Here is a 22,583-nt window from a genome sequence, read left to right on the forward strand (position 1 = left end):
CCGGACCAGGGGCCCGGACCACAGGTGGGGGACTGAGACCAATGCGGGCACTGCGGATCGTGCTGATCGTCGCCGTGATACTCGGCGGCGTCTTCGTCGCCCTCGACCGGATCGCGGTGAACTACGCCGAGTCCGAGGCCGCGGACCGGATCAAGCTCGGCCCCGCGCGAGCCGCCTCCACGGACGTCTCCATCACGGGCTTCCCGTTCCTCACCCAGGCCCTCGACAAGCGCTTCGACGAGGTCGACGTCACCCTGACCGGCGTCGAGACGACCGCGGGCAGCCGCCGTCTGCGGATCTCGGAGATGTCCGCCGAGCTGCACGACGTACGGGTCGAGGACGACTACGCGGGCGCCACGGCCGCCACCGCGACCGGCACCGCGCTCATCTCGTACGAGGACCTCACCCGCGCCGCGAACAGCAATGTCAGCCTCTCCTACGGCGGGAGCGGCAAGGTCAAGGTCACCGGCGGGTTCGAGATCCTCGGCCGCACGCTCACGCGCAGCGTGGTCTCCACCGTGACCCTGGTCGACGGCGACACCATCCGCGTCAGGGCCGACCGGGTGCCCGGCGAGGGCATCCCGGGCCTGGCCGGCCTCATCCGCGAGCGGACCGACTTCGACCGCGAGATCGGCGGGCTGCCCGAGGGGCTGAAGCTGTCCAAGATCGAGGCGCGGGCCGACGGGGTCGCGATAGCGGTCACCGGCCGGAACGTCGTCCTGGCGGGCTGAAGAACGGCCTTCGGCCATATGGTGAGACACCGCCGTCCGGTCCGTAGATGCGGAACGGCCCCCGGCCCGTCCCCAGGGCCCCGGGGATGGACGACACAGTGATCACGTCCCGCATCGTGGACGATCGCGTCTCAAAATACGACACACCGGTGACATGGCCGCCTGTCCGTCCCTACGATCGACGCATGAAGCGACAGGCGGATCTCACGAAGCGGCGGGCAGTAGACCTGTGCCGCGTCGCCGCCATGCTCTGTCGTTCCGTCTGAGCGGGTGCTCACGCCCCGCATTCCCCCGGCCCTTTGACCGCGTTCAGGGCCGAACCGTGCTCACCGTACGCACGCGATGCCGCGTACCCGCACCACCCCGCCGCACACTGCCCCGGAGGAGAAACAGCATGAGCCGCAGCGACGTCCTGGTAGACGCCGACTGGGTCGAGGCCAACCTCGACGACCCGAAGGTCGCCATCGTCGAGGTCGACGAGGACACCTCGGCCTACGAGAAGAACCACATCAAGAACGCCATCCGGATCGACTGGACCAAGGACCTCCAGGACCCGGTCCGCCGTGACTTCGTCGACCAGGAGGGCTTCGAGAAGCTCCTGTCGGCCAAGGGCATCGCGAACGACACGCTCGTGGTCCTCTACGGCGGCAACAACAACTGGTTCGCCTCCTACGCCTACTGGTACTTCAAGCTCTACGGTCACGAGAACGTGAAGCTGCTCGACGGCGGCCGCAAGAAGTGGGAGCTCGACTCCCGCGATCTCGTCGCCGAGGTGCCGGTCCGTCCGGCCACCGAGTACAAGGCCAAGCCGCAGAACACCGCAATCCGCGCGTTCCGCGACGACGTCGTCCAGGCGATCGGCGCGCAGAACCTGGTCGACGTGCGCTCCCCCGACGAGTTCAGCGGCAAGCTGCTCGCCCCGGCGCACCTCCCGCAGGAGCAGTCGCAGCGCCCCGGCCACGTGCCGAGCGCCCGCAACATCCCCTGGTCGAAGAACGCCAACGACGACGGCACCTTCAAGTCGGACGACGAGCTCAAGGCCCTTTACGAGGAGGAGCAGGTCGACCTGGCGAAGGACACCATCGCGTACTGCCGCATCGGTGAGCGCTCCGCGCTGACCTGGTTCGTGCTGCACGAGCTGCTCGGTGTCGAGAACGTCAAGAACTACGACGGCTCGTGGACCGAGTACGGCTCCCTCGTCGGCGTGCCGATCGAGCTCGGCGCCAACAAGTAGGACCCCGGGCCCCTCTCCCGGACCCCTCCCGGACCACCCGGAACCTCCCGACCGTAAGGACAGAAACATGTGTGGAGCGCAGGTCGGCGGCCCCGACGCCTCGACGATCAAGCCCGGTGAGACCACGATTCAGGGCCAGGTGACCCGCGACGGCCAGCCCGTCACCGGTTACGTGCGCCTGCTGGACTCGACCGGCGAGTTCACGGCGGAGGTCCCGACCTCCGCGACCGGCCAGTTCCGCTTCTACGCGGCCGAGGGCACCTGGACCGTCCGCGCGCTGGTGCCGGGCGGCACCGCCGACCGTACGGTCGTGGCGCAGACGGGCGGCCTGGCAGAGGTCGCCATCGCCGTCTGACGGCGACGCACTACCGGCCGAAGGGCCGCACCTCCTGGGGGGTTGGACGCCATTCCAGGACCTGAGGTGCGGCCCTTCGGTCTTTCCGCGCGGGGCGCGCGCTCCGGGCTCCGCGCCGCCGCGCCGCACTCCGTCCGCCGGTCTCCGGCGGCCCCTTCGGTCGTACGCTGAAGGTATGTACGCGCGTCGACGGCACGTCTACTTCCTGATGATGGGGGTGTGCCTGGCGCTCTTCGTGGGCGCCTGGGCCGTCGTCAGGCTGTGGTCGATGCCCGTCGCGATCGGGATGTGCGTCGTCGCCATGGTCATCCCGCCGGTCGCCGCCATGATCGCGAACCGGCGCGGGCCCGAGGACCGTTGGTGGGACGATCCCTCGGGCGACCCGAAGTCCGACGAGTGGTGGGACGAGCTCGACGGCAAGAAGCGCCGCGAGCCCTGAGCCGTGGGAGTCCGTCCGGGCCCCGTCGCGGGCCGGAACTAGTAGACGAGCGCCTGCACGTCGTCCGCGGTGATCTCCTGGACGAAGACCTGAGCGCCGGCGATCCGTACGCCGTCCAGGACGTCCCCCTCGGTGATCTCGCGACGGGCCGCGCACTGGGTGCACAGCGTGATCCGCCCGGAGGCCTGGATCGCCGCGAGCAGGTCCGGCAGCGGGGCGGCGTGGGGGAGTTCGAACTCGGCGGCCTTGCCGGGCAGGGCGAACCAGGAGGACTCGCCGGTCAGCCAGAGCGACACGTCGAGCCCGCTGGCCACGGCGACGGCGGCCACCGTGAAGGCCTGCGAGCAGCGTTCGGGGGCGTCGGCCCCGGCGGTCACCTTGATCACGAGCTTCTTCGCCATATGCCGAACTGTAATACGCGGGGGTACAACCCCGGCCGTGCGTCACGGGTCAGTTGGATGCGCGGGTGACGGAACCCGCGATTCAGGTCTTGTGGGGGACCCCGTTGGATATCGATCAACCCGTAGAAACCGTTCCTGACCAGCAGGAACCGGCCGAGACACCGCCCGTCGCGCCCGTGCGCCGCCGCGCTCGCGGCCGTACCGCCCTGATCCTCGCCGTGGCCGCCGTCCTCGGCGTCGCCGGTGGCACCGCCGTCGGCTACACGATCCAGGCCGACCGCGACCCGACACCGCTGCCCCCGCTGAACCAGCCGGACCTCGCGTATCCCGCGAAGCCGCTCCCGAAGGGCAGCACCCCGGAGCCGCTCACCGCCGCGGAGGACCGCAAGGTCAAGACGGACGGCGACCTGCGGACGCTGCTGCTGTCGAGGCCTTCGGGCGCTCGCGAGCCGGAGTTCTGGCGGGGCGACGGCTGGGTCGATGTCGCCTCCTACTCCGAGGGGTTCAAGGACGAGGGCTACATGCTCGAGTCCCTGTCGGAGAGCCGGATCCGCCGGATCGCGGCCGCCTCCTGGGAGCAGGGGGAGCACCGCCGGACGATCATCCATCTGGTGCAGTTCCGTCCGAGCGACGTGACGGGCGCGGCGGACCACGCCGAGGGCCAGCTCGAGTACATGCCCGACGCCGAATACGCGGACAACGCGGGCGACGCGATCAAGGGGAGCGGCAACGGCCGCTACTTCCTCTACCCCGTCGAGAAGAAGGCCGGCTACCTGGACATGTACCGGGCCCGCGCCCTCTTCCACCGTGGGGACGTGATGGTCGACATCACCATCTTCGACACCGAGCGGATCACCAAGGACGCCATCCGAGCGGTGGCCGAACGACAGCTGGAGCGTCTGTGACCGAGGAACAGCCCGACGTGTCCGTGGCGACCGTCCCCGCGCCCGTCCCCTCGGACGGGACCTCGGCGAGAAGGGGCCGCAAGCTGCTCACCGTAATGCTCCCCGCCGTCCTCGTCGTCGGCGCCGTCGGCGGTGCCGGCACGTACACCGCCGTCACCGTGAACGCCGCCGACCGCACCGCCGAAACGACCGTGTGGGAGCCGCCCACGGGCACGGCGCCCAAGGACCCGGCAGCCGGAGTCGCCCGGGGCCGCGCCTCGACCCCGCTCAGCAAGCTGCTGCTGCCCGTACCGCAGGGATACCACCTCGGCCCGGACATCGACGCCTACGGCAATGACGGTGAGCTCACCGAGAAGCAGGCGGTCGCCCTGCTCAAGGAGGAGGGGCGCGGTCTCTCCGGCAAGAAGCGCCGCGACTACGAGAAGCGGGTCGACACGCTCGGCGTGCGGGGCGTCGCGATGCGCTCCTTCAGCGCGAGCGCGAACGATCTCGTCGTGGAGGTGGAGATCATCCGGATGAAGAACAAGAGCCGGCTCCACGACATGTACGAGGTGAAGAGCGAGCTCTACACCCTCCTGGAGTTCCCCAAGGGCCCGACGATCAAGGGCCACAAGAACTCGGCGTGCTTCCTGATGCCCAAGCGCAAGCGCGACGGCGACGGCGAAGAGAAGAAGAGGTCCGAGCTCGACGGGATGACGTGCGCGGCGTACGACTCCGAGCTGTTGGTGACGGTGTCCGCGTCCGGGAGCAAGCCCTTCGACAAGGGCGCCGTCTCCGAGCTGGTGAAGAAGCAGCTCGACCACATCTCGTCCCCGGGGGAGTACGTATGACCGAGCAGCAGCCCGAAGTGATCGAGCCGACCGACCGGCCGGAGGCGACCGCCCCGGCCGAGCAGCCGGCGGGCACCCCCGCCGCCCCGCCGGCCCCGGCGACTCCGGAGCCGCCGGCCGCTCCGCAGGCCCAGCCCCAGGAGACCGCGGCGACTCCCGGGCCTCCGACGGCCCCGCAAGCCCCGGAGGCGCAGCCCGCCGGGGACGGCGCGCCGCGTCGTCGCGTGCTCGCGGCCGTCGCCCTCTGGGCCGCCGCCGTCGTCGTCTGCGGCGGACTCGGCGCCGGTGTCACGGCCGGGATCACGGCCATGGAGCGCACCGACGTCCCCGGTCTCGCCACCGCGGACGACGGTCGCTGGGCGTACCCGAAGCTCGCCCTGCCGGCGCTCGCCGAGGGGACTCCGCGCCCCTTCAGCGAGGGCAACGAGGCCGAGATCCACCACGCCGACCTGCGGAAGCTGCTGCTGCCCGCCCCGGCCGGCGCGACCGCCCACGCGACGTTGACCGGCGGCTGGACGAGTGTCGACGCGTACCTCTCCGAGTACGCGCCCGACAAGCGCGCGGGACTCGAGCAGGCGCTCACCGACTCCGCACTCCGGCACGTCGCCGCCCGGGGCTGGACCATGCCGGACGGGACGTCGACGCGGATCTATCTGGTCCAGTTCCATTCGGTCGCCTACGCGGAGGCCTTCAAGGACGAGGAGATCGAGATCGGGATGACGGCCGGCACCCCGCTCGTCGGCAACCCCACCCGGGTCCTCGACGAGGACTGGTCGGCCTCCGCCTCCGTGAGGCGGACCAGTGCCTATGTGTACGAGGAGACCAAGCCGTACGGCCCCGAACAGACCCGCCTCGCCTATGTCCAGGCCGGTGACACCTTCGCCGTGATCGTCCAGTCCCGCAAGGGCGGCGCGGCCAGGGTGCCGTTCCACCAGACGGTGATCCTCCAGAACCAGCTCCTGGGCTGACGCGCACCTCACACGGATGGCCGTCTTCCCGCCCACTAAGCTGGGAGACGGCCCGTTCCGCCTCCACGCTCATTCGAGGAGCACCTGTGATCGTTTTCTTCGAAGCCCTTCTGGCTCTGGTCTGCGTCGGCGTGCTCGCCTTCACCGGACTGGCTGTGAAGAAGCTGTACCAGGGTCAGCGTTAATCACCTCTACAGATCGACAGAGCTGCTCATGATCGAGATCCCGTCCGACCTCAATCCGGACCTCGTCCCCCTCGCGTTCCTCCTCGGCACGTGGGAGGGCGCGGGCGTCTCCGACTTCCCCGGCGCCGAGAAGTGCAACTTCGGCCAGTCGGTCACCTTCAGCCACGACGGCCGGGACTTCCTCGAGTACGTCTCGCGGACCTGGGTCCTCGACGACGAGGGCAACAAGGTCAAGCCGCTGGAGAGCGAGTCCGGCTACTGGCGGATCGACAAGGACCGCAAGGTCGAGATCGTCATGGTCCGCGACCACGGCGTCGTGGAGATCTGGTACGGCGATCTCGCCGACCAGAAGCCGCAGATCGACCTGGTGACGGACGCCGTCGCCCGCACCGCCGCCTCCGGGCCGTACAGCGGTGGCAAGCGGCTCTACGGCTACGTCAAGGGCGACCTGATGTGGGTGGGCGAGAAGGCCACCCCGGAGGTCCCGCTGCGGCCGTACATGTCGGCGCACCTGAAGAAGGTCGTCTCTCCGGAGGACGTCGCCGCCATGGCCAGGGGCCTCGGTGACCTCCCGGACGACGGCATCGCCTTCTTCAAGTAGACCCCCGCGAGAAGCGGGCCCCCCGCGGGGGTCCGGCCGCACGCGCGGCAGTCGCACCACCACGCCGACCTACACTGGACGGCGTGGTGAGCACCGACTGGAAAAGCGATCTGCGGCAGCGCGGGTACCGGCTGACCCCCCAGCGCCAGCTTGTCCTGGAGGCAGTCGACGTGCTGGAGCACGCGACGCCGGACGACATCCTGGGGGAGGTGCGCAAGACCGCCTCCGGGGTGAACATCTCCACCGTCTACCGGACGCTGGAGCTGCTCGAGGAGCTGGGCCTCGTCAGCCACGCGCACCTCGGGCACGGCGCCCCGACGTACCACCTGGCCGACCGCCATCACCATCTGCACCTGGTCTGCCGGGACTGTACGGAGGTGATCGAGGCCGACACGGAGGTCGCGGCCGAGTTCACCGCGAAGCTGCGGGAGACCTTCGGCTTCGAGACGGACATGAAGCACTTCGCGATCTTCGGCCGGTGCGCGGACTGTTCCGCGAAGGCGGCGACGCCCGAGTCGTAGGCTTATCCGTATGCAGCGACATTCAACGATCAGCCCTCTCCTGTCCCTGCCCGGCGCCGTTGCGGCCGAGGGGAGCGACGAAGGTGTGGCCGCGCACTACGGTGACCTGTTCCGCGAGCAGCGGACCCTCGCCGACGGCGCCGGCCTGGTCGATCTCTCGCACCGCGGAGTCATCACCGTCACCGGCGACGACCGGCTGAGCTGGCTGCATCTGCTGCTCACCCAGCACGTCAGCGAGCTTCCGCCCGGCCGGGCCACCGAGGCGCTGATCCTGTCGGCGAACGGCCACATCGAGCACGCGCTCTATCTCGTGGACGACGGCGAGACGGTCTGGGCGCATGTCGAGCCCGGTACGCAGGAGGCGCTGCTCGGCTATCTGGAGTCGATGAAGTTCTTCTACCGGGTCGAGGTCGCCGACCGCACGGAGGAGTTCGCGGTCGTCCACCTGCCGGCCGGCTCCATCGCCGACGTCCCGGAGGGCGTGATCGTACGGGAGACCGCGCACGGCCGGGACCTGTTCCTGCCGCGCGCCGACCTCGCGTCGTACGCGGCCGGGCACGGCCCGGTGGCCGGGATCCTGGCGTACGAGGCGCTGCGCGTCGAGTCGCACCGGCCCCGGCTCGGCTTCGAGACGGATCACCGGACCATCCCGCACGAGCTGGGCTGGATCGACAGCGCGGTCCATTTGCAGAAGGGCTGCTACCGGGGACAGGAGACGGTGGCGCGCGTCCACAACCTGGGGAAGCCGCCGCGCCGGCTGGTCTTTCTGCACCTGGACGGCAGCGAGGTGCATCTGCCGGGGCACGGCACGCCGGTGCGGCTGGCCGAGGACGGCGCCGAGGGCCGCCAGCTGGGCTTCATCACCACCTCCGCCCGGCACCACGAGCTCGGGCCGATCGCCCTGGCGATGATCAAGCGCAATGTGCCGCTGGACGCGCGGCTGATGGCGGGGGACACGGCGGCGGCGCAGGAAGTCGTCGTCGAGCCGTAGTTCCGCGGCCGGGGCGCGACCGCCGTCGCCGGCGGCCGGGCGGTTGCGCCGCGTCCCCGGCCCCGCTAGACCTCGATGATCACCGTGAACGGGCCGTGATTCGTGAGCGAGACGCGCATGTCCGCTCCGAACCGGCCCGTCTCCACGCGCGCCCCCAGCTGCCGCAGCTGCCTGACCACCTCGTCGACGAGCGGTTCGGCGACCTCGCCGGGCGCCGCCGCGTTCCAGGTGGGGCGGCGGCCCTTGCGGGCGTCCCCGTAGAGGGTGAACTGAGAAATCACCAACAAGGGCGCATTCACATCCGAACAGGATTTCTCACCCTCCAAAATCCGGACGGACCAGAGCTTTCTGGCCAACTGTGCCGCTTTCGCCCCAGTGTCCTCGTGGGTCACTCCCACCAGCACACACAGTCCCTCACCGACGATCTCGCCGACCGTCTCTCCGGCCACCACGACGCTCGCGCCGTCGACCCTCTGCACCACCGCACGCATACAGACCAACCTATCCGGCGGCTGAACGGGTGCAGAGCGCCTGCACGTCCACAGGGAGGAGTGGCACCATGCCAGTCAGGCGGTGCGGCTCCGCACCGGTCGAGGGGACGGATCCACATGAACACACCTGGCGCCGGGCAGTCGCCCGGTCCCGTACCGATGACCCGAGCCGGCGCCGGTGCCACCGGCGCCGTGCGCCCGCCTGCGCAGCGGTCGGCCGAGGCGGCCCTGCCGGAACAGCGGCAGCCGGAGATCTCCGCGATGCATCTGCCGGAGCTGCGCGCCCTGCGCCGTGACTCGCAGGGCGACGAGGCGGACCTGAGCTATGTGCGGCGGCTGCTGCAGGGGCGCATCGACATCCTCCGGGCGGAGCTGGCACGGCGTACGGGCCCGAAGGCCCCGGTCGTCGACCGGCTCTCGGAGATCCTGGCCGATGTCCCGTCCCGGCACCGCACCTCCGCCCGCCATGTCACGCTCTCCACACCGCGCGGCGAGGAGTACCGGCGGCTGGCCGCCGAGATGCTCTCCGAGGTGGAGCTGTCCGACCTCGGCGCGCGCACGGACGAGGAACTGCACACGGCGATGGGCCGGCTCGCGGGCTACGAGCACCAGGTCTCGCGCCGCCGCCAGCAGTTGCAGCGCACGGCCGACGACTGCAGCGCGGAGATCGCCCGTCGGTACCGCGAGGGTGAGGCGCAGGTCGACGACCTGTTGAGGTGAGGAGCCGCCCCGGGGAGCGGCGGAGAGGAAACCGGGTGCGTGCCGCGCGGCCGTGTGCCTAGCGTGGGGGCATGAGCCTTGACCTCCGCACGGTCACCGAGTCCGAGTTCGCCGACTGGCTGAAGGCCCTGGGCACCGGCTTTCTGCGGCCGCCGGTGGTCTCGGAGGAAGAGGCCGCCGAACGGCTGGGCTGTATCGACCTCTCCCGCGTCCTCGGCGTCTTCGACGACGGCCGCGTCGTCGCCACCTACCGTTCCTTCGAGCAGGAGCTGACCGCCGTCGGCGGGGCCCCGCTCGCCGCCGACGCGGTGACCCAGGTGACCGTCTCGCCGACCCACCGTCGCCGCGGCCTGCTCAGCCGGATGATCACCACGGACCTGGTCGCGGCGAAGGAGCGCGGGGATGCCGTCGCCACGCTGATCGCGGCCGAGTACCCGATCTACGGGCGGTACGGCTTCGGCCCCGCCACCTGGACCACCGAGTGGACCGTGGACGTCCGGCGCGCCGGGCTCGACCCGCGCTGGGCGGGGCCCGGGGACGGGGGCCGGATCGATCTCACGGACGGCGACGAGGTCCGCAAGGCCGGTCCCGAGCTGCATGAGCGACTGCGGGCCGTGCGACCCGGCGTGATCACCCGCGACGCGCGTGTCTGGGACCTCGCCACCGGCCGGGCGCGGCAGGCCAGCTACCCCTTCACCGAGCCCTTCTACGCGGTCTACCGCTCCGCGGCCGGGGAGATCGAGGGCCTGGCGGCCTACACGGCGGACGACCTGTGGGGGGACAGCAAGCAGCCCCAGAACACCGCGACCGTGCAGGACCTGATCGCCGTCTCCCCGGCGGCCGAGCGCGCGCTGTGGCACTTCCTCTGCTCGGTCGACTGGATCGAGACCGTGAAGAGCGGCTACCGCGCCCCCGACGACCTGCTTCCGCTGCTGCTGCCCGACCCGCGCGCGGCCAAGGTCACCACGCACGCCGACATGTTGTGGGTGCGGGTGCTCGATCCCGTACGGGTCCTGGAGACGCGGACGTACGGCACCTCGGCGCGTCTGGTCCTGGAGTTGCGCGACGCGATGGGGCTGGCCGGCGGCCGATTCCTGCTGGATGCCACACCGTCAGGGGCGTCCTGCGTCCCGACCACGCAGTCCGCCGATCTCGCCCTGGACGTCAGGGAGTTGGGGGCGCTGTTGCTCGGTGACGAGTCGGCGGTCCGGCTCGCGGCGCTGGGCCGGATCGAGGAGCCGACGGCGGGCGCCGCGGCGGTGGCGGAGGCACTGTTCCGCACCCCGCGCCGGCCCTGGTGCCCCGACATCTTCTGACGAGGCCCCCGCGCCCGGCCGGTCAGACGGTGATCACCGTCTTGCCCAGCAGCTCGCGGCTCTCGATCGCCCGGTGCGCGAAGGCCGCCCGCTCCAGCGGGAACGTCCCGCCGATCACCGGCCGCAGCCGGCCCCCGGCCGCCGCGCGCAGCGCCTCGGCCGCCAGTTCCGCGTGCTGAGCGGCCGTCAGCTGTACGTCTCCGATGCCGAGCAGGCGCACCTGACGGGCCTCGGCGTCGGCGGGGTCCACCGCCGCGAAACCGCCGGTCGGAGCCCCATGGGCGGAGAACCGGCCGCCGGCCGCCACCAGTGAGAACGCGGCCAGGCCGACCTCGCCGCCCACCCCGTCCAGGACGACATCCGCCCCGCTGCCGCCCAGGGCGGCACCCGCCCGCTCGACCCAGTCGGGGAGGGTCGCGTCGATGACGGCGTCGGCGCCCAGCTCGCGGACGAGTGCGGTCTTGCGGTCGCCGCGCGCCACACCGACGACCCGGGCGCCCGCCGCCTTCGCGAGCTGCACCAGCAGGGTGCCCATGCCGCCCGACGCGCCGGTGATCAGTACCTGCTCGCCGCGCCGGACGGCCGTCGTGGCCAGCAGCTTCGTGGCGGTCACACCGTCGTGCACCAGGGCTGCCGCGTCGGTGAAGGAGACCTCGTCCGGGATGGCGGCGAGTGCCTCGGCGGGCGCGACGGCCCGTTCCGCGTATCCGCCGGTGAATCCGAGGGAGGCGACGACCCGGCGGCCGGTCCAGGCCGCGTCCACACCCTCGCCGGTGGCGAGGACCGTGCCGGCGACGCCGCCGCCGGGGACGTACGGCGGGGTGATCGGGAAGTAGTCGGCGCCCCAGCCGCCCCGGACCTGGGTCTCCACGAAGATCGTGTCCACGGCGGCGACGGAGATCAGCACCTGGCCGGGGCCCGCGACCGGTTCGGGCGCCTCCGCCGGGACCAGTACCTCCGGGCCGCCGAACTCGATCGCCTGTGTGACACGCATACCGTTCACCCCTCCGTTCGGGCCGTGCCGGTCCGTCCGGCGCCCGTGCGGTGAGTCTCGGACGTCAAGCGCGGTTGAGGTCAAGCGCCGGCCGGGCCGGGCTCCAGGGGCGCTGACGCGGGGCCGCCGGGCGCTGCGCGCCGTACAACGCCAGGAGTTCCGCGGCCAGTTCCACGCCATGCGCCCGCACGGGGGAGTTCGGACGGGATCTCAGAGGGCGGCGTGGGCGGCGGCCGGGGTCTGCGTCCCGGCGCCGGGCCGCTCCGGCCGGCGCAGGACGGTGAGGGCGACGACGAACGCGGTGACGAGCAACCCCGCGCCGACGGCGAAGGCCAGGTGATAGCCGTCGGTCAGCGCCTCGGCCGGGGTACGGCCGTCGGAGAGGCGGGTCTCGGTGCGGGAGGCCGCCAGGGTGGAGAGGACCGCGACACCGAGGGCCATCCCGATCTGCTGGGTGGTGTTGAACAGCCCGGACGCGAGGCCGGCGTCCTCCTCCTTCGCGCCGGACATGCCGAGCGTGGTCAGAGCGGGGAGCGCGAGGCCGAAGCCCGCGGCGAGCAGCATGACGGGCAGCAGGTCGGTGACGTACGAGGCGTTGACCGGGACGCGGGCGAGGAGTCCGAGGACACCGACGAGGAGGACGAGGCCGGTGAGGAGGACGCCCCGCTCCCCGAAGCGGGCGTTGAGGCGGGCGGAGACGCCCAGGGAGACGGCGCCGATGACCGCGGCGGCCGGGAGCATCGCGAGACCGGTCTCGGCGGCGCCGTATCCGAGCACCTTCTGGAGGTAGAGGGCGACGAGGATCTGGAAGGAGAACAGCGCGGCGACCATCAGCATCTGGACGAGGTTCGCGCCGGCGACGCTGCGGGAGCGGAAGACGCGCAGCGGGATGAGAGGGGTCGAGGCGGTCGCCTGGCGGACGACGAAGGCGGCGAGCAGGAGGACGGCGAGGGCCCCGAGGCCCAGGGTGTGTCCGGAGGTCCAGCCGTACTGCTCGACCTTGACGACCGTGTAGATGCCGAGCATCAGACCGGCGGTCACCAGGAGCGCGCCCATGACGTCCGCTCCGGCCCGCAGGCCCAGGCCGCGGTCGGCCGGGAGTACCGGGACGGCGACGGCGAGCGCGGCGAGACCGATCGGCAGGTTGATGAAGAAGATCCAGTGCCAGTCGAGGGCGTCGGTGAGGACCCCGCCGAGGACCTGGCCGATGGAGGCCCCGGCCGCGCCGGTGAAGCTGAAGACGGCGATGGCCCTGGCACGCTCCTTGGGCTCGGTGAACAGCGTCACGAGGATGCCGAGACTGACGGCCGCCGCCATCGCGCTGCCGATGCCCTGGAGGAAGCGGGCGGCGATCAGGAGGGCGGGGGAGGTCGCGACGCCGGCCAGCAGTGAGGCGGCGGTGAAGGCCGCGGTGCCGGCCAGGAACATCCGCTTGCGCCCGATGAGGTCACCGAGCCGCCCGGCGAGCAGCAGCAGGCTCCCGAAGGCGATCAGGTAGGCGTTGACGACCCAGCTGAGGCCGACGGGGGTGAAGCCCAGGTCGGCCTGGATGGCGGGCATCGCCACGGTGACGATGGAGCCGTCGAGGATGATCATCAGCAGGCTGGTGGCGATGACCGCGAGGGCGAGCCAGCGGTTGCGGGGCGCCGTGGGGGAGGGGACGGGGCTGGAGGTGGCGGACATGACGGCTCTCCTGTCGAATGGGCCAACAGGAGAGACCGTAGCAGATAGTTTTGTTGCAGACTATTTCTTTCGGATCGGCTTGGTACCCCTCGGGCTTGGGTGGGGGCCGGTCGCGGGCGCCTCGGGTTGCCGTGGGCCTATCGCTCCCGCTGACGGGCCCGCCGGGCCGGCCGGGGGCTCTCGGCGGGAGTGGCCAGATGACCCTCGGTCAAGTGCTTCAGTGCCCGCACCAGTACTTCGCGGTCCCCGTCGGTAAGCGCGGCGAGCGCCCGCTCGTGGACGCCGTCGACGATCCCCTGACTGCGGCCCGCGACCCGCGCGCCCTCCTCGGTCACCGCGATGATCCGGGCCCGCCGGTCGTGCGTGGCCGGCCGCCGCTCGGCGAGCCCCGCCTTCTCCAGCGCGTCGACGGTCACCACCATCGTCGTCTTGTCCATGTCCCCGAGCTCGGCCAGCTGCGCCTGTGTCCGCTCCTCCTCCAGGGCGTGGACCAGTACGCAGTGCATCCGCGGCGTCAGCCCGATCTCGGCGAGCTCGGCCGCCATCTGGGTCCGCAGTACATGGCTGGTGTGGTCCAGGAGGAACGACAGGTCCGGTTCGGTGCGGGTGGGCGCCATGGCAGTCATGCGGTCAGCCTAGCAATTCGATCCGTGGCGGATTATAAACAAGCGGACTTTTTGACGCTCGAGAAGCACGCGCCCGGGCCGCCAACTCGGGACCATCGACGCATGGCCTCCCGCGGGCGAATCGTTAAGGATGATCTTCAGGGCGCCATGAGGGCGTTCAGGGGAAGGGACGGGGCGGCGTGGACGGGATTACTTTGCCGGTGGAGGAGTTCGAGGCGCACAGGCCCCGGCTGCGGGCGGTGGCCTACCGGATGCTGGGGTCGCTCAGCGAGGCCGAGGACGCGGTGCAGGAGGCCTGGCTGCGCTACGACCGCGCCGACACCGGCGACGTCGAGAACCTCGCCGGGTGGCTGACCACGGTGGTGGCGCGGGTGTGCCTGACCATGCTTCGCTCGCGTGAGCAGCGGCGCGAGGACTCCATCGAGATACGGATGCCCGACCCCGTCATCAGCAACGAGCGCGGGATCGAGCCCGAGCAGGAAGTGCTGCTGGCCGACTCGGTCGGCCTCGCGCTCATGGTGGTCCTGGAGTCGCTGTCCCCGGACGAGCGGATCGCCTTCGTCCTGCACGACATGTTCGCCGTGCCCTTCGACACGATCGCCCCGCTGCTGGAGCGGACCGCGGCCACGACGAGGCAGCTCGCGAGCCGTGCCCGCCGCCGGGTGCAGGGCCGGGCTCCGGTCCCCGATCCCGACCTCATCCGCCAGCGCGAGGTCGTGGACGCCTTCTTCGCCGCCTCGCGCGACGGTGACTTCGAGGCGCTCGTCGCCGTACTCCACCCGGACGTCATCCTGCGTGCCGACGGCGACCGGGGCGCCCGCGGCACACTCGTGCTCAACGGCGCGCGGACGGTGGCCTCGCAGGCGGTCACCTACCGCAAGCTGTCCCCGTTCGTGCGCCCGGCACTGATCAACGGCGCCGCTGGCGTCGTGGTGATCGCCAACGGTCGGCCGATGTCCGTCATGGCCTTCACCGTCAGGGACGGGAAGACGGTCGCGATCGACGTCCTCACCGACCCGGAGCGGCTGCGCAGGCTGGACCTGACGGTCCTGGAGGGGTGACGCGGCACGGGTGACACCGGGCGGGTGACACGGCGCACTATTGCAAGCGTGTGCTTGCAATAGTTAGCGTCCCGGTGCACCATCGAACGCATGGCATCACTCAACGTCGGCAATCTCGGTGACTACCTCCGTGAGCAGCGGCGCACCGCGCAGCTGTCCCTGAGGCAGCTCGCCGAAGCCGCCGGGGTGTCCAATCCGTATCTCAGCCAGATCGAGCGCGGTCTGCGCAAGCCCAGCGCCGAGGTGCTGCAGCAGGTCGCCAAGGCCCTGCGGATCTCCGCCGAGACGCTGTACGTGCGGGCCGGGATCCTCGACGAACGGGAGCGGGACGAGCTGGAGACGCGAGCCGTCATTCTGGCCGATCCCTCGATCAGCGAGCGGCAGAAGCAGGTGCTGCTCCAGATCTACGACTCGTTCCGCAAGGAAAACGCACTCGAGAACGAGACCGCGGAGCGTGCCGGGCGCAAGGATGCCGAGAGCACGAACGGCTCCGAAAGCACCAGGAACGTCGAAAGCGCCCACAACGCCGATGACACCGCCGAGGACGGCCCCCGCACGGCCGACGGCAGTGGTGCCGCATCACCCGCATCACCCTCATCCGACCTCTGACTCTGCGATCCGGGAGGACCACAGTCATGGCCATCATCGAAGAGCTGCGCACGCCCCTCTACTTCGCGGCCGGCACGGCCGACCTCGCCGTCCAGCAGGCCAAGAAGGTGCCCGGCCTGATCGAGCAGATCGCCGCCGAGGCGCCCGCGCGGATCGACGCCGTGCGCAACACCGACCCGAAGGCCGTGCAGGAGAAGGTGACCAGCCAGGCCAAGGAGGCCCAGGCCACGGTCCAGGCCAAGTTCACCGAGGTGCTCGGGAACTTCGACACCGACCTGAAGAAGCTCGGCGAGACCGCCCAGGACCTGGCCCTGCGCGGTGTCGGCGTGGCCGCCGAGTACGCCGTCAAGGCCCGTGAGAAGTACGAAGAGGTCGCCGCTCACGGCGAGGAGGCCGTACGGGCGTGGCGCGGTGAGGCCGCCGACGAGATCGCCGAGATCGCGGTCGCCGTCGAGCCGGACGCCAAGCCGACCGTGCCGGCGCAGGAGGACGCCCCCGCCGACTCCACGACCACGGGGTCCGAGGCCGCCCCGGCGGGCAAGAAGGGCCCCGCCCGCAAGACGCCGGTGCGCAAGGCCGCCCCGGTCACCGAGAAGTAGTCAAGAGAAGCAGGCGCCAGGAAGACGTAGGCGCGAAGAAGCAGACCGGTCCCGGGGCGGGCACGTTCGCCGTGCCCGCCCCGGCCGCTCCACTCATGCCGCGGACGCGTTCCCGGGATAGGTTTCCGGGGTATGCGGGTACCTTGGCCGCGAGGCGCTCCATCCACTCACTAGGCGGTGCTCACCCATGTTGCGTGCGGGATTCGACAGCATTCTCTGGCTGGTCCTCAGCCTGGTCTTCCTCGGTACTTGCATCGCCGCCTTCGTCCTCGCGGCGATGGCACGCGAGGACGCCTACCGCGCGGCCGAGAAGCAGACCAAGAAGTTCTGGCTGATCATCCTCGGCATCACGGTGGTCGTGAACCTCGTGCTGCCCATGCTCTTCCTGCAGATCGCCGGGCTGATCGCGTCGATCGTGTTCTTCGTCGACGTCCGCCCCGCGCTCAGGCAGGTCTCCGGCGGCGGCCGTGGCCGCAGCGGCGGGTCCAGCAGCGACGGACCGTACGGCCCCTACAACGGCGGCCGGTAGCCGCCGCGCCCCTCAGGGGCGGTCGCGGTCCAACAGCAGCACCGCCACGTCGTCGGTCAGCTCACCGCCGTTCAGCTCCCGCACCTGCGCCACCGCCGCCTCGAGCAACTCCTCGCCGCCGAGGCCCTCGGCCAGCTGGCGGTTGATCATCTCGACCATGCCCTCCTGGCCGAGCCGCGGCGATCCGGGGCCCGCCGAGCGCCCCTCGATCAGGCCGTCGGTGTACATCATCAGGCTCCACGAACCGCCCAGTTCGACCTGACGGCGCGGCCAGCGCGCACGCGGCAGCAGGCCGAGCGCGGGGCCGCTGTCCTCGTACGGAAGCAGCTGCGCGGCCCTGCCGTGCCGGGTGATCAGAGGTGAGGGGTGGCCGGCCAGGCACAGCCCGGCCCGGCGACCGTCCGGCGCGATGTCCACCGTGCACAGCGTCGCGAAGATCTCCTCGCTCTCCCGCTCGTGCTCCAGCACCTGCTGCAGCGTGGAGAGCAGCTCGTCGCCGCACAGGCCCGCGAAAGTGAGCGCGCGCCAGGCGATCCGCAGCTCCACGCCGAGCGCCGCCTCGTCCGGGCCGTGGCCGCAGACGTCCCCGATCATCGCGTGGACCGTGCCGTCGGGCGTGCGGACGGTGTCGTAGAAGTCCCCGCCGAGCAGTGCCCGCAAGCGGCCGGGACGGTAGCGCGCGGCGAACCGCAGGTCCGAGCCCTCCAGCAGCGGGGTCGGCAGCAGTCCGCGCTCCAGGCGCGCGTTCTCCTGGGCCCGCAGCCGGGACTCCGCCAGCTTCACCTGGACCGCGTCGGCGCGCTTGCGCTCCACGGCGTACCGGATGGCCCGGCTCAGCAGCCGCCCGTCGAGCTCCTCGCGCACGAGATGGTCCTGGGCGCCGACCCGGACGGCCTCCGCCGCCAGCTCCGCGTCGCCGGACCCGGTCAGCGCCAGGACGGCGTGGCGGGGCGCGAGACGCAGGACGTGCTTCAGGGGGGCCAGCTCGTCGTCCTCCGGGCGTCCCGGCAGGGCGAGGTCCACGAGGATGCAGTGGATGTCGTCGGTGAGGAGCCGCTCCGCCTCCGTGAGGTTGCGGGCGGTGCGTATCCGGACCCTCGTACCGGCCGCGTCGAGCAGCTCGGGGACGGTGAAGGTACCCGTCGGGTCGTTCTCGATCACCAGAAGGGTGAGATCGGTGCCGTTGACGCCGCCATGCGCGGCCTCCGCGACGGCGGTGTTCCTCTGTCGCGGTACGGGTACGGCCATCGGTCCGGTTTCCTTCCCTCCCCCCGAGGGCGCGGCAGAACGCCGATCGACGCACCGCCAGACGGGGACCATAGCGGTAGGCGGCGGCCCAGCGGAATGGTGATCGACGAAGAGCGGATGGCATATGCCGCGCATGGGGAGGTAGTTGCCCCCCGGGCCATGACGAACATCACGCCGGGGGCGGCGGGCAGCGCCATGGCGTGGGTCACATGTCATGGCGCCGCGCGTACGGTCACTTCCGGCGAAGTCACCTCAATACGGCCGCCGGTGACATGGCACCGCGCCCCCTCACATCGGGCGGACGACCCCCAGGATCGCCATCGAGCCCGCCCCGGTCATCGTCACGTTCCGCCCCGGACGCGGCGCGTGCACGATCGCCCCGCCGCCCACGTACATCCCGACATGGCTCGCGTCGGCGTAGTAGATGATCAGGTCCCCAGGGCGCATGTCCTTGATCTGGACCTTCGGCAGCAGCCGCCACTGCTCCTGCGAGGTCCTCGGAATGCCGCGTCCCGCCGCGCCCCAGGCGCTCTGCGTCAGCCCGGAGCAGTCGAACGAGCCGGGGCCCTCGGCGCCCCACACGTACGGCTTTCCGATCTGCTGGGTCGCGTAGGCGACGGCCTTCTTGCCCTGTTCGGTCGTCGCGCCGCTGAGGCCCTTCAGCACACCGGTGTTCAGCCAGGCCGTCTGCCGCTTGTACTGGTCCTGCTCCTCCAGCTCGAGCAGCCGCGCCAGTTCGGCCGCCGCCAGCCGGGATTCCAGCTTCTTGGCCGCGGCGATCTTGTCGTTGATGTCCTTCTTGGCCTTCGCCTGCTTGACGCGGTTGGCCTCCAGCTTGGTCCACCGGTCGCTGGCGTCCTTGGTGTAGACCGTCAACTCGCTCTGCGCCCGCGTCAGTTCACCGAGCAGGTCCTTCGTCGCCTTCTGGCCCTCCTGAATGCGGCCCGCGCCGTCCAGAAAGAGCTGAGGGTCGTCGGTGAGCACGAGCTGTGCCTCGGGGGGCAGGCCGCCGCCCCGGTACTGCGCGCGGGCGGCCGCGCCGGCCCGGCCCTTCAGGTCGCTGATCCGGTTCTGGCCGGCCACGATCGCCCGTGCCAGCTTCACGATCTCGGCGGACTGCTTCCTCGTCTGCTCCTCGGCGAGGTTGTACGCGTCGGTGGCGACCGCGGCCTTGCGGTACAGGCCGTCGATCTCCTTGCGTACCTCTTCGAGGCTCTTCTTGGGGAGCGGCGGCGGGAGCGGTGACGCGTACGCCGTCTGCATGGATGACGCCAGCACCGTCAGGGCGCAGGCCGCGGTGATCGCGGCGGTGGCACAACGGCGTCGGTTCACTAGCTTCCCCCTCCGGAAACACGCCAATACGCGTATGTGATTTACCGTCAGTAACTTCTCGGTGACGTGGGCGATGGTGCCACGGCCCACGGCAAAGCAACAGGGCCAACCGCCGCCCGACGGGTCACATCCACCCGTGTGGGACGAATGATCGCGGCGATCCGTTCCATTTGGGGGCCAACCATTCGGCGCACACCTGCGCGCGGTTCACCGGGAGTTGGGCGCGAGGGCCGTCCACGCCACCGTGATCTCGCCCTGCCGCCACCGCCGACGCCCGTCCGCGAGCGGCCAGTCGGCCGCCAGGTCCTTCGCCGTCCTGATCCAGCGCTGCCGGGCGCCGAGCGAGGCGTAGGGAGCCGCCGCCGCCCACGCCCGGTCGAAGTCGCGGAGGAAGGCGTGCACCGGTTCGCCGGGCACATTGCGGTGGATCAGCGCCTTCGGCAGCCGCTCCGCGAGGTCCGACGGGCGGTCCAGCGAGCCGAGCCGAGTGGCGAAGGTCACCGTGCGCGGACCCTCCGGCCCGAGCGCGACCCACACGTGCCGACGCCCGATCTCGTCGCAGGTCCCCTCGACCAGCAGACCCTCGGGCGCGAGCCGGCCGCACAGCCGCCGCCAGACGGCGGCCACCTCGTCCTCGTCGTACTGCCGCAGCACGTTCGCCGCCCTGATCAGCATTACCTCGCCCGTCACGGGCACCTCGAACCCTCCGTGGACGAAGGAGAGGCCCTCGCGTGCGTACGGAGCAGCGGCCGCGACGCGCGCCGGCTCGATCTCGACGCCCACCACCCGGGTGCGCGGGGCGGCGGTGCGGAGCCGTTCGAGCAGCTCCACGGCGGTCCAGGGAGCCGCTCCGTACCCCAGGTCCACCGCGACGGGCGCGTCGGCGGCACGCCGCAGGGCCGGGCCGTGCGTGGCGGCGATCCAGCGGTCCATGCGGCGCAGACGGTTGGGGTTGGTGGTCCCGCGGGTGGGCGTGCCGACGGGGCGGGTGCTGCGCGGGGCCATGGAACGAGCGTAAGCCGTCCCTTTGCCCGCCCCGCACGCCTCCCGCCACGAGGCCGGCCCGTCCCCCACGCCTTCCCTCACCGGGCCCGCCCGTCCCGCACGCCTCCCGCGCCCGGCCCGTTCGTACGGGACACGCCGACGCCAGGGCAATGAATTGGCAAAGCGGAAATGAAAGGAGGCGTTCCGCTGTTGAGCGGGTCGTGGAGGCAGGCGCTCGCCTCCCGGTTCGCCATGCCATGCCCCGAGCGGAAGGACCGTCGACGTGAGCCAGTACGTGTCCCGGTTCGCCGGCACCCTGGCGGCGCCGTCCCGGCTGCGGCTCCCCGGCCGCTCCCGGGCCCCCCGCCGGGTCGCGATGCTCAGCGTCCACACCTCGCCGCTGCACCAGCCGGGAACGGGCGACGCGGGCGGTATGAACGTCTACATCGTCGAGCTCGCCAAACGGCTCGCGGCCATCAACATCGAGGTCGAGATCTTCACTCGCGCGACCACCGGCGGGCTCCGCCCCGTCGTCGAGCTGGCGCCGGGCGTGTTGGTCCGCCACATCGACGCGGGGCCGTACGAAGGACTGCCCAAGGAGGACCTGCCGGCCCAGCTCTGTGCCTTCACGCACGGCGTGATGCAGGCCTGGGCGGGTCACCGGCCGGGCCACTACGACCTGGTCCACTCGCACTACTGGCTCTCCGGCCACGTCGGCTGGCTCGCCGCCGAACGCTGGGGCGTCCCCCTCGTCCACGCCATGCACACCATGGCCAAGGTCAAGAACGCGGCGCTCGCCGAGGGCGACACCCCCGAGCCCGCCGCCCGCGTCATCGGCGAGACCCAGATCGTGCGCGCGGCGGACCGGCTGATCGCCAACACGGACGAGGAGGCCGACGAACTCGTCCGCCACTACGACGCCGAACCCGCCAAGGTCGCCGTCGTCCACCCAGGCGTCAACCTCGACCGGTTCCGCCCGCTGGACGGCCGCGCCGCGGCCCGCGCCCGCCTCGGGCTGCCCGTCGACGCGTTCATCCCCGTCTTCGCGGGCCGCATCCAGCCCCTGAAGGCCCCGGACATCCTGCTGCGCGCGGCCGCCCGGCTGCTCGACGAGGACCCCTCGCTGCGCTCCCGCATGGTCGTCCCGATCGTCGGCGGTCCGAGCGGCAGCGGGCTCGCCAAGCCCGAGGGGCTTCAGAAGCTCGCGGCGCGGCTCGGTATCGCGGACGTCGTCCGCTTCCACCCGCCGGTCGGCCAGGACCGGCTCGCCGACTGGTTCCGGGCCGCCTCGGTCCTGGTGATGCCCTCGTACAACGAGTCCTTCGGCCTCGTCGCCATCGAGGCACAGGCCGCCGGGACGCCCGTCGTCGCGGCGGCCGTCGGCGGCCTGCCGGTCGCCGTCCGGGACGGCCTCACCGGATACCTGGTCCCGGGCCACAACCCGGCCGACTACGCACACGCCCTGGGCCGTTTCGTCGACGACCCGTCCCTCTCGGCCCGCATGGGCGCGGCGGCGGCCCGGCACGCCGGATCGTTCGGCTGGGACACGGCGGCCTCGGGGACGGCCGACGTCTACACCGCGGCGATGCACGAACACCGGCGTCGCGTACGCTCCCACCATGGCTGACGTGCGGCAGGTCATCGAGGACACGTTCAAGGACGCCGAGCTGGAGTGGGAATCGCCCGAGCCCGGCTCGTACGTCGTCAAACTCCCCGGCACGCGCAAGCTCTCCACCACGCTGTCCCTGCGGGTGGGCCGCCACTCCCTCTCCCTGAACGCCTTCGTGATCCGTCACCCCGACGAGAACGCCGACAGCGTGCACCGCTGGCTGCTGGAGCGGAACCTGCGGTTGTACGGGGTGAGTTACGCGGTCGACAGCCTCGGCGACATCTATCTGACCGGCAAGCTCCCGCTGTCGGCGGTGACTCCCGAGGAGCTGGACCGGCTCCTGGGGTCGGTCCTGGAAGCGGCGGACGGCTCGTTCAACACCCTGCTGGAGCTGGGGTTCGCGAGCGCGATCCGTAAGGAGTACGCGTGGCGGGTCTCTCGCGGCGAATCCACGCGCAACCTTGACGCGTTCACGAATCTGACCGGTGGCACCTCCGGCTGACGGGCTGTCCCGTACCGGCTCCCTTTCCGAAACCGCCGCACCGCCCCTTCCCGCGCTCTGCCTTGCCATGGCATGCTCACGGCCGTTGTGCACGTACACCTGAACGGCGTTCACATACT

Annotated in this window: 26 protein-coding genes; 18 read left to right on the forward strand and 8 right to left on the reverse strand. The window is 71.3% G+C overall.

The window, feature by feature from the left end:
* Positions 1–41: 41 nt before the first annotated feature.
* From ACZ7J0_RS28185 to ACZ7J0_RS28200, 4 genes are all read left to right on the forward strand, one after another.
* Positions 42–731 (forward strand): LmeA family phospholipid-binding protein, encoded by a 690-nt coding sequence (locus ACZ7J0_RS28185; protein WP_470891971.1) that lies wholly within the window; start codon positions 42–44, stop codon positions 729–731.
* A gap of 394 nt (positions 732–1,125) precedes the next feature.
* A complete protein-coding gene (locus ACZ7J0_RS28190) occupies positions 1,126–1,965 on the forward strand; it encodes a sulfurtransferase (RefSeq protein ID WP_470891973.1) in 840 nt (279 codons plus the stop codon).
* Between the two features lie 67 nt (positions 1,966–2,032).
* Positions 2,033–2,320 carry a DUF1416 domain-containing protein gene (locus tag ACZ7J0_RS28195; RefSeq protein ID WP_328399094.1) on the forward strand — a complete coding sequence of 96 codons (288 nt, stop codon included), beginning with the start codon at positions 2,033–2,035 and terminating at the stop codon, positions 2,318–2,320.
* 175 nt (positions 2,321–2,495) lie between these two features.
* Entirely contained in the window at positions 2,496–2,759 is a 264-nt protein-coding gene (locus ACZ7J0_RS28200) for a DUF3099 domain-containing protein (RefSeq protein ID WP_468712574.1), read from the forward strand.
* 38 nt (positions 2,760–2,797) lie between these two features.
* Here the strand turns inward: ACZ7J0_RS28200 and ACZ7J0_RS28205 are convergent, their stop codons facing one another.
* On the reverse strand, positions 2,798–3,160 hold the full coding sequence (locus tag ACZ7J0_RS28205; protein WP_470891975.1) for a DsrE family protein: 363 nt from the start codon (positions 3,158–3,160) through the stop codon (positions 2,798–2,800).
* A 176-nt stretch (positions 3,161–3,336) separates the two neighbouring features.
* On the opposite strand from ACZ7J0_RS28205, the gene ACZ7J0_RS28210 reads away from it, so the two are divergent.
* The 6 genes from ACZ7J0_RS28210 (at position 3,337) to ygfZ (ending at position 8,161) form a co-directional block, all read left to right on the forward strand.
* Complete coding sequence (locus ACZ7J0_RS28210) at positions 3,337–4,065, forward strand: hypothetical protein (protein WP_470891977.1); 729 nt, start codon at positions 3,337–3,339, stop codon at positions 4,063–4,065.
* Positions 4,062–4,895, forward strand: a complete 834-nt coding sequence (locus ACZ7J0_RS28215; protein ID WP_470891979.1) for a hypothetical protein — start codon at positions 4,062–4,064, stop codon at positions 4,893–4,895. Before ACZ7J0_RS28210 ends, ACZ7J0_RS28215 begins: the two co-directional genes overlap by 4 nt.
* On the forward strand, positions 4,892–5,863 hold the full coding sequence (locus ACZ7J0_RS28220) for a hypothetical protein (RefSeq protein ID WP_470891981.1): 972 nt from the start codon (positions 4,892–4,894) through the stop codon (positions 5,861–5,863). The genes ACZ7J0_RS28215 and ACZ7J0_RS28220 overlap by 4 nt, the downstream gene beginning before the upstream one ends.
* A 213-nt stretch (positions 5,864–6,076) precedes the next feature.
* Positions 6,077–6,649 (forward strand): heme-binding beta-barrel domain-containing protein, encoded by a 573-nt coding sequence (locus ACZ7J0_RS28225; protein WP_469123156.1) that lies wholly within the window; start codon positions 6,077–6,079, stop codon positions 6,647–6,649.
* Between the two features lie 83 nt (positions 6,650–6,732).
* Positions 6,733–7,170, forward strand: a complete 438-nt coding sequence (locus ACZ7J0_RS28230; protein ID WP_470891983.1) for a Fur family transcriptional regulator — start codon at positions 6,733–6,735, stop codon at positions 7,168–7,170.
* A gap of 10 nt (positions 7,171–7,180) precedes the next feature.
* Positions 7,181–8,161 carry a CAF17-like 4Fe-4S cluster assembly/insertion protein YgfZ gene (gene ygfZ, locus ACZ7J0_RS28235; protein ID WP_470891985.1) on the forward strand — a complete coding sequence of 327 codons (981 nt, stop codon included), beginning with the start codon at positions 7,181–7,183 and terminating at the stop codon, positions 8,159–8,161.
* A 65-nt stretch (positions 8,162–8,226) separates the two neighbouring features.
* Here ygfZ and dtd read toward each other — a convergent pair whose 3' ends face one another.
* The gene (gene dtd / locus ACZ7J0_RS28240; RefSeq protein ID WP_470891987.1) at positions 8,227–8,652 is read right to left on the reverse strand and encodes a D-aminoacyl-tRNA deacylase; all 426 of its coding nucleotides are present in this window, start codon (positions 8,650–8,652) and stop codon (positions 8,227–8,229) included.
* 117 nt (positions 8,653–8,769) lie between these two features.
* Between dtd and ACZ7J0_RS28245 the strand changes: the two genes are divergently transcribed.
* Both ACZ7J0_RS28245 and ACZ7J0_RS28250 read left to right on the forward strand, forming a co-directional pair.
* Positions 8,770–9,372 carry an RsiG family protein gene (locus ACZ7J0_RS28245; RefSeq protein WP_470891989.1) on the forward strand — a complete coding sequence of 201 codons (603 nt, stop codon included), beginning with the start codon at positions 8,770–8,772 and terminating at the stop codon, positions 9,370–9,372.
* Between the two features lie 71 nt (positions 9,373–9,443).
* Entirely contained in the window at positions 9,444–10,688 is a 1,245-nt protein-coding gene (locus ACZ7J0_RS28250; RefSeq protein WP_470891991.1) for a GNAT family N-acetyltransferase, read from the forward strand.
* 22 nt (positions 10,689–10,710) lie between these two features.
* Here ACZ7J0_RS28250 and ACZ7J0_RS28255 read toward each other — a convergent pair whose 3' ends face one another.
* The 3 genes from ACZ7J0_RS28255 to ACZ7J0_RS28265 form a co-directional block, all read right to left on the reverse strand.
* Positions 10,711–11,682, reverse strand: coding sequence for a zinc-binding dehydrogenase (locus ACZ7J0_RS28255; RefSeq protein WP_470891993.1), 972 nt, complete (start codon positions 11,680–11,682; stop codon positions 10,711–10,713).
* A 210-nt stretch (positions 11,683–11,892) separates the two neighbouring features.
* Positions 11,893–13,365: an MFS transporter gene (locus tag ACZ7J0_RS28260; protein ID WP_470891995.1), complete on the reverse strand. Its 1,473-nt coding sequence runs from the start codon at positions 13,363–13,365 to the stop codon at positions 11,893–11,895.
* A gap of 137 nt (positions 13,366–13,502) precedes the next feature.
* The gene (locus ACZ7J0_RS28265) at positions 13,503–13,991 is read right to left on the reverse strand and encodes a MarR family winged helix-turn-helix transcriptional regulator (protein ID WP_470891997.1); all 489 of its coding nucleotides are present in this window, start codon (positions 13,989–13,991) and stop codon (positions 13,503–13,505) included.
* A 179-nt stretch (positions 13,992–14,170) separates the two neighbouring features.
* Between ACZ7J0_RS28265 and sigJ the strand changes: the two genes are divergently transcribed.
* From sigJ to ACZ7J0_RS28285, 4 genes are all read left to right on the forward strand, one after another.
* A complete protein-coding gene (gene sigJ, locus ACZ7J0_RS28270) occupies positions 14,171–15,052 on the forward strand; it encodes an RNA polymerase sigma factor SigJ (protein WP_470891999.1) in 882 nt (293 codons plus the stop codon).
* A gap of 90 nt (positions 15,053–15,142) precedes the next feature.
* On the forward strand, positions 15,143–15,661 hold the full coding sequence (locus ACZ7J0_RS28275; RefSeq protein ID WP_470892001.1) for a helix-turn-helix domain-containing protein: 519 nt from the start codon (positions 15,143–15,145) through the stop codon (positions 15,659–15,661).
* 26 nt (positions 15,662–15,687) lie between these two features.
* Complete coding sequence (locus ACZ7J0_RS28280) at positions 15,688–16,260, forward strand: hypothetical protein (RefSeq protein ID WP_470892003.1); 573 nt, start codon at positions 15,688–15,690, stop codon at positions 16,258–16,260.
* A 187-nt stretch (positions 16,261–16,447) separates the two neighbouring features.
* Positions 16,448–16,789 carry a DUF2516 family protein gene (locus ACZ7J0_RS28285; RefSeq protein ID WP_470892005.1) on the forward strand — a complete coding sequence of 114 codons (342 nt, stop codon included), beginning with the start codon at positions 16,448–16,450 and terminating at the stop codon, positions 16,787–16,789.
* A 12-nt stretch (positions 16,790–16,801) separates the two neighbouring features.
* Here ACZ7J0_RS28285 and ACZ7J0_RS28290 read toward each other — a convergent pair whose 3' ends face one another.
* The 3 genes from ACZ7J0_RS28290 to ACZ7J0_RS28300 all read right to left on the reverse strand — a co-directional run bounded on the left by ACZ7J0_RS28290 (position 16,802) and on the right by ACZ7J0_RS28300 (position 20,374).
* Positions 16,802–18,037: a PP2C family protein-serine/threonine phosphatase gene (locus tag ACZ7J0_RS28290; protein ID WP_470892007.1), complete on the reverse strand. Its 1,236-nt coding sequence runs from the start codon at positions 18,035–18,037 to the stop codon at positions 16,802–16,804.
* A gap of 288 nt (positions 18,038–18,325) precedes the next feature.
* Positions 18,326–19,369: a C40 family peptidase gene (locus ACZ7J0_RS28295; RefSeq protein ID WP_470892009.1), complete on the reverse strand. Its 1,044-nt coding sequence runs from the start codon at positions 19,367–19,369 to the stop codon at positions 18,326–18,328.
* Between the two features lie 207 nt (positions 19,370–19,576).
* On the reverse strand, positions 19,577–20,374 hold the full coding sequence (locus tag ACZ7J0_RS28300; protein ID WP_470892011.1) for a class I SAM-dependent methyltransferase: 798 nt from the start codon (positions 20,372–20,374) through the stop codon (positions 19,577–19,579).
* A 262-nt stretch (positions 20,375–20,636) separates the two neighbouring features.
* Between ACZ7J0_RS28300 and mshA the strand changes: the two genes are divergently transcribed.
* The gene (gene mshA, locus ACZ7J0_RS28305; RefSeq protein WP_470892013.1) at positions 20,637–21,980 is read left to right on the forward strand and encodes a D-inositol-3-phosphate glycosyltransferase; all 1,344 of its coding nucleotides are present in this window, start codon (positions 20,637–20,639) and stop codon (positions 21,978–21,980) included.
* Complete coding sequence (locus tag ACZ7J0_RS28310) at positions 21,973–22,464, forward strand: type III secretion system chaperone family protein (RefSeq protein ID WP_470892015.1); 492 nt, start codon at positions 21,973–21,975, stop codon at positions 22,462–22,464. Before mshA ends, ACZ7J0_RS28310 begins: the two co-directional genes overlap by 8 nt.
* Positions 22,465–22,583: the final 119 nt, after the last annotated feature.

The organism is Streptomyces sp. NPDC038280 (genome assembly GCF_055600045.1).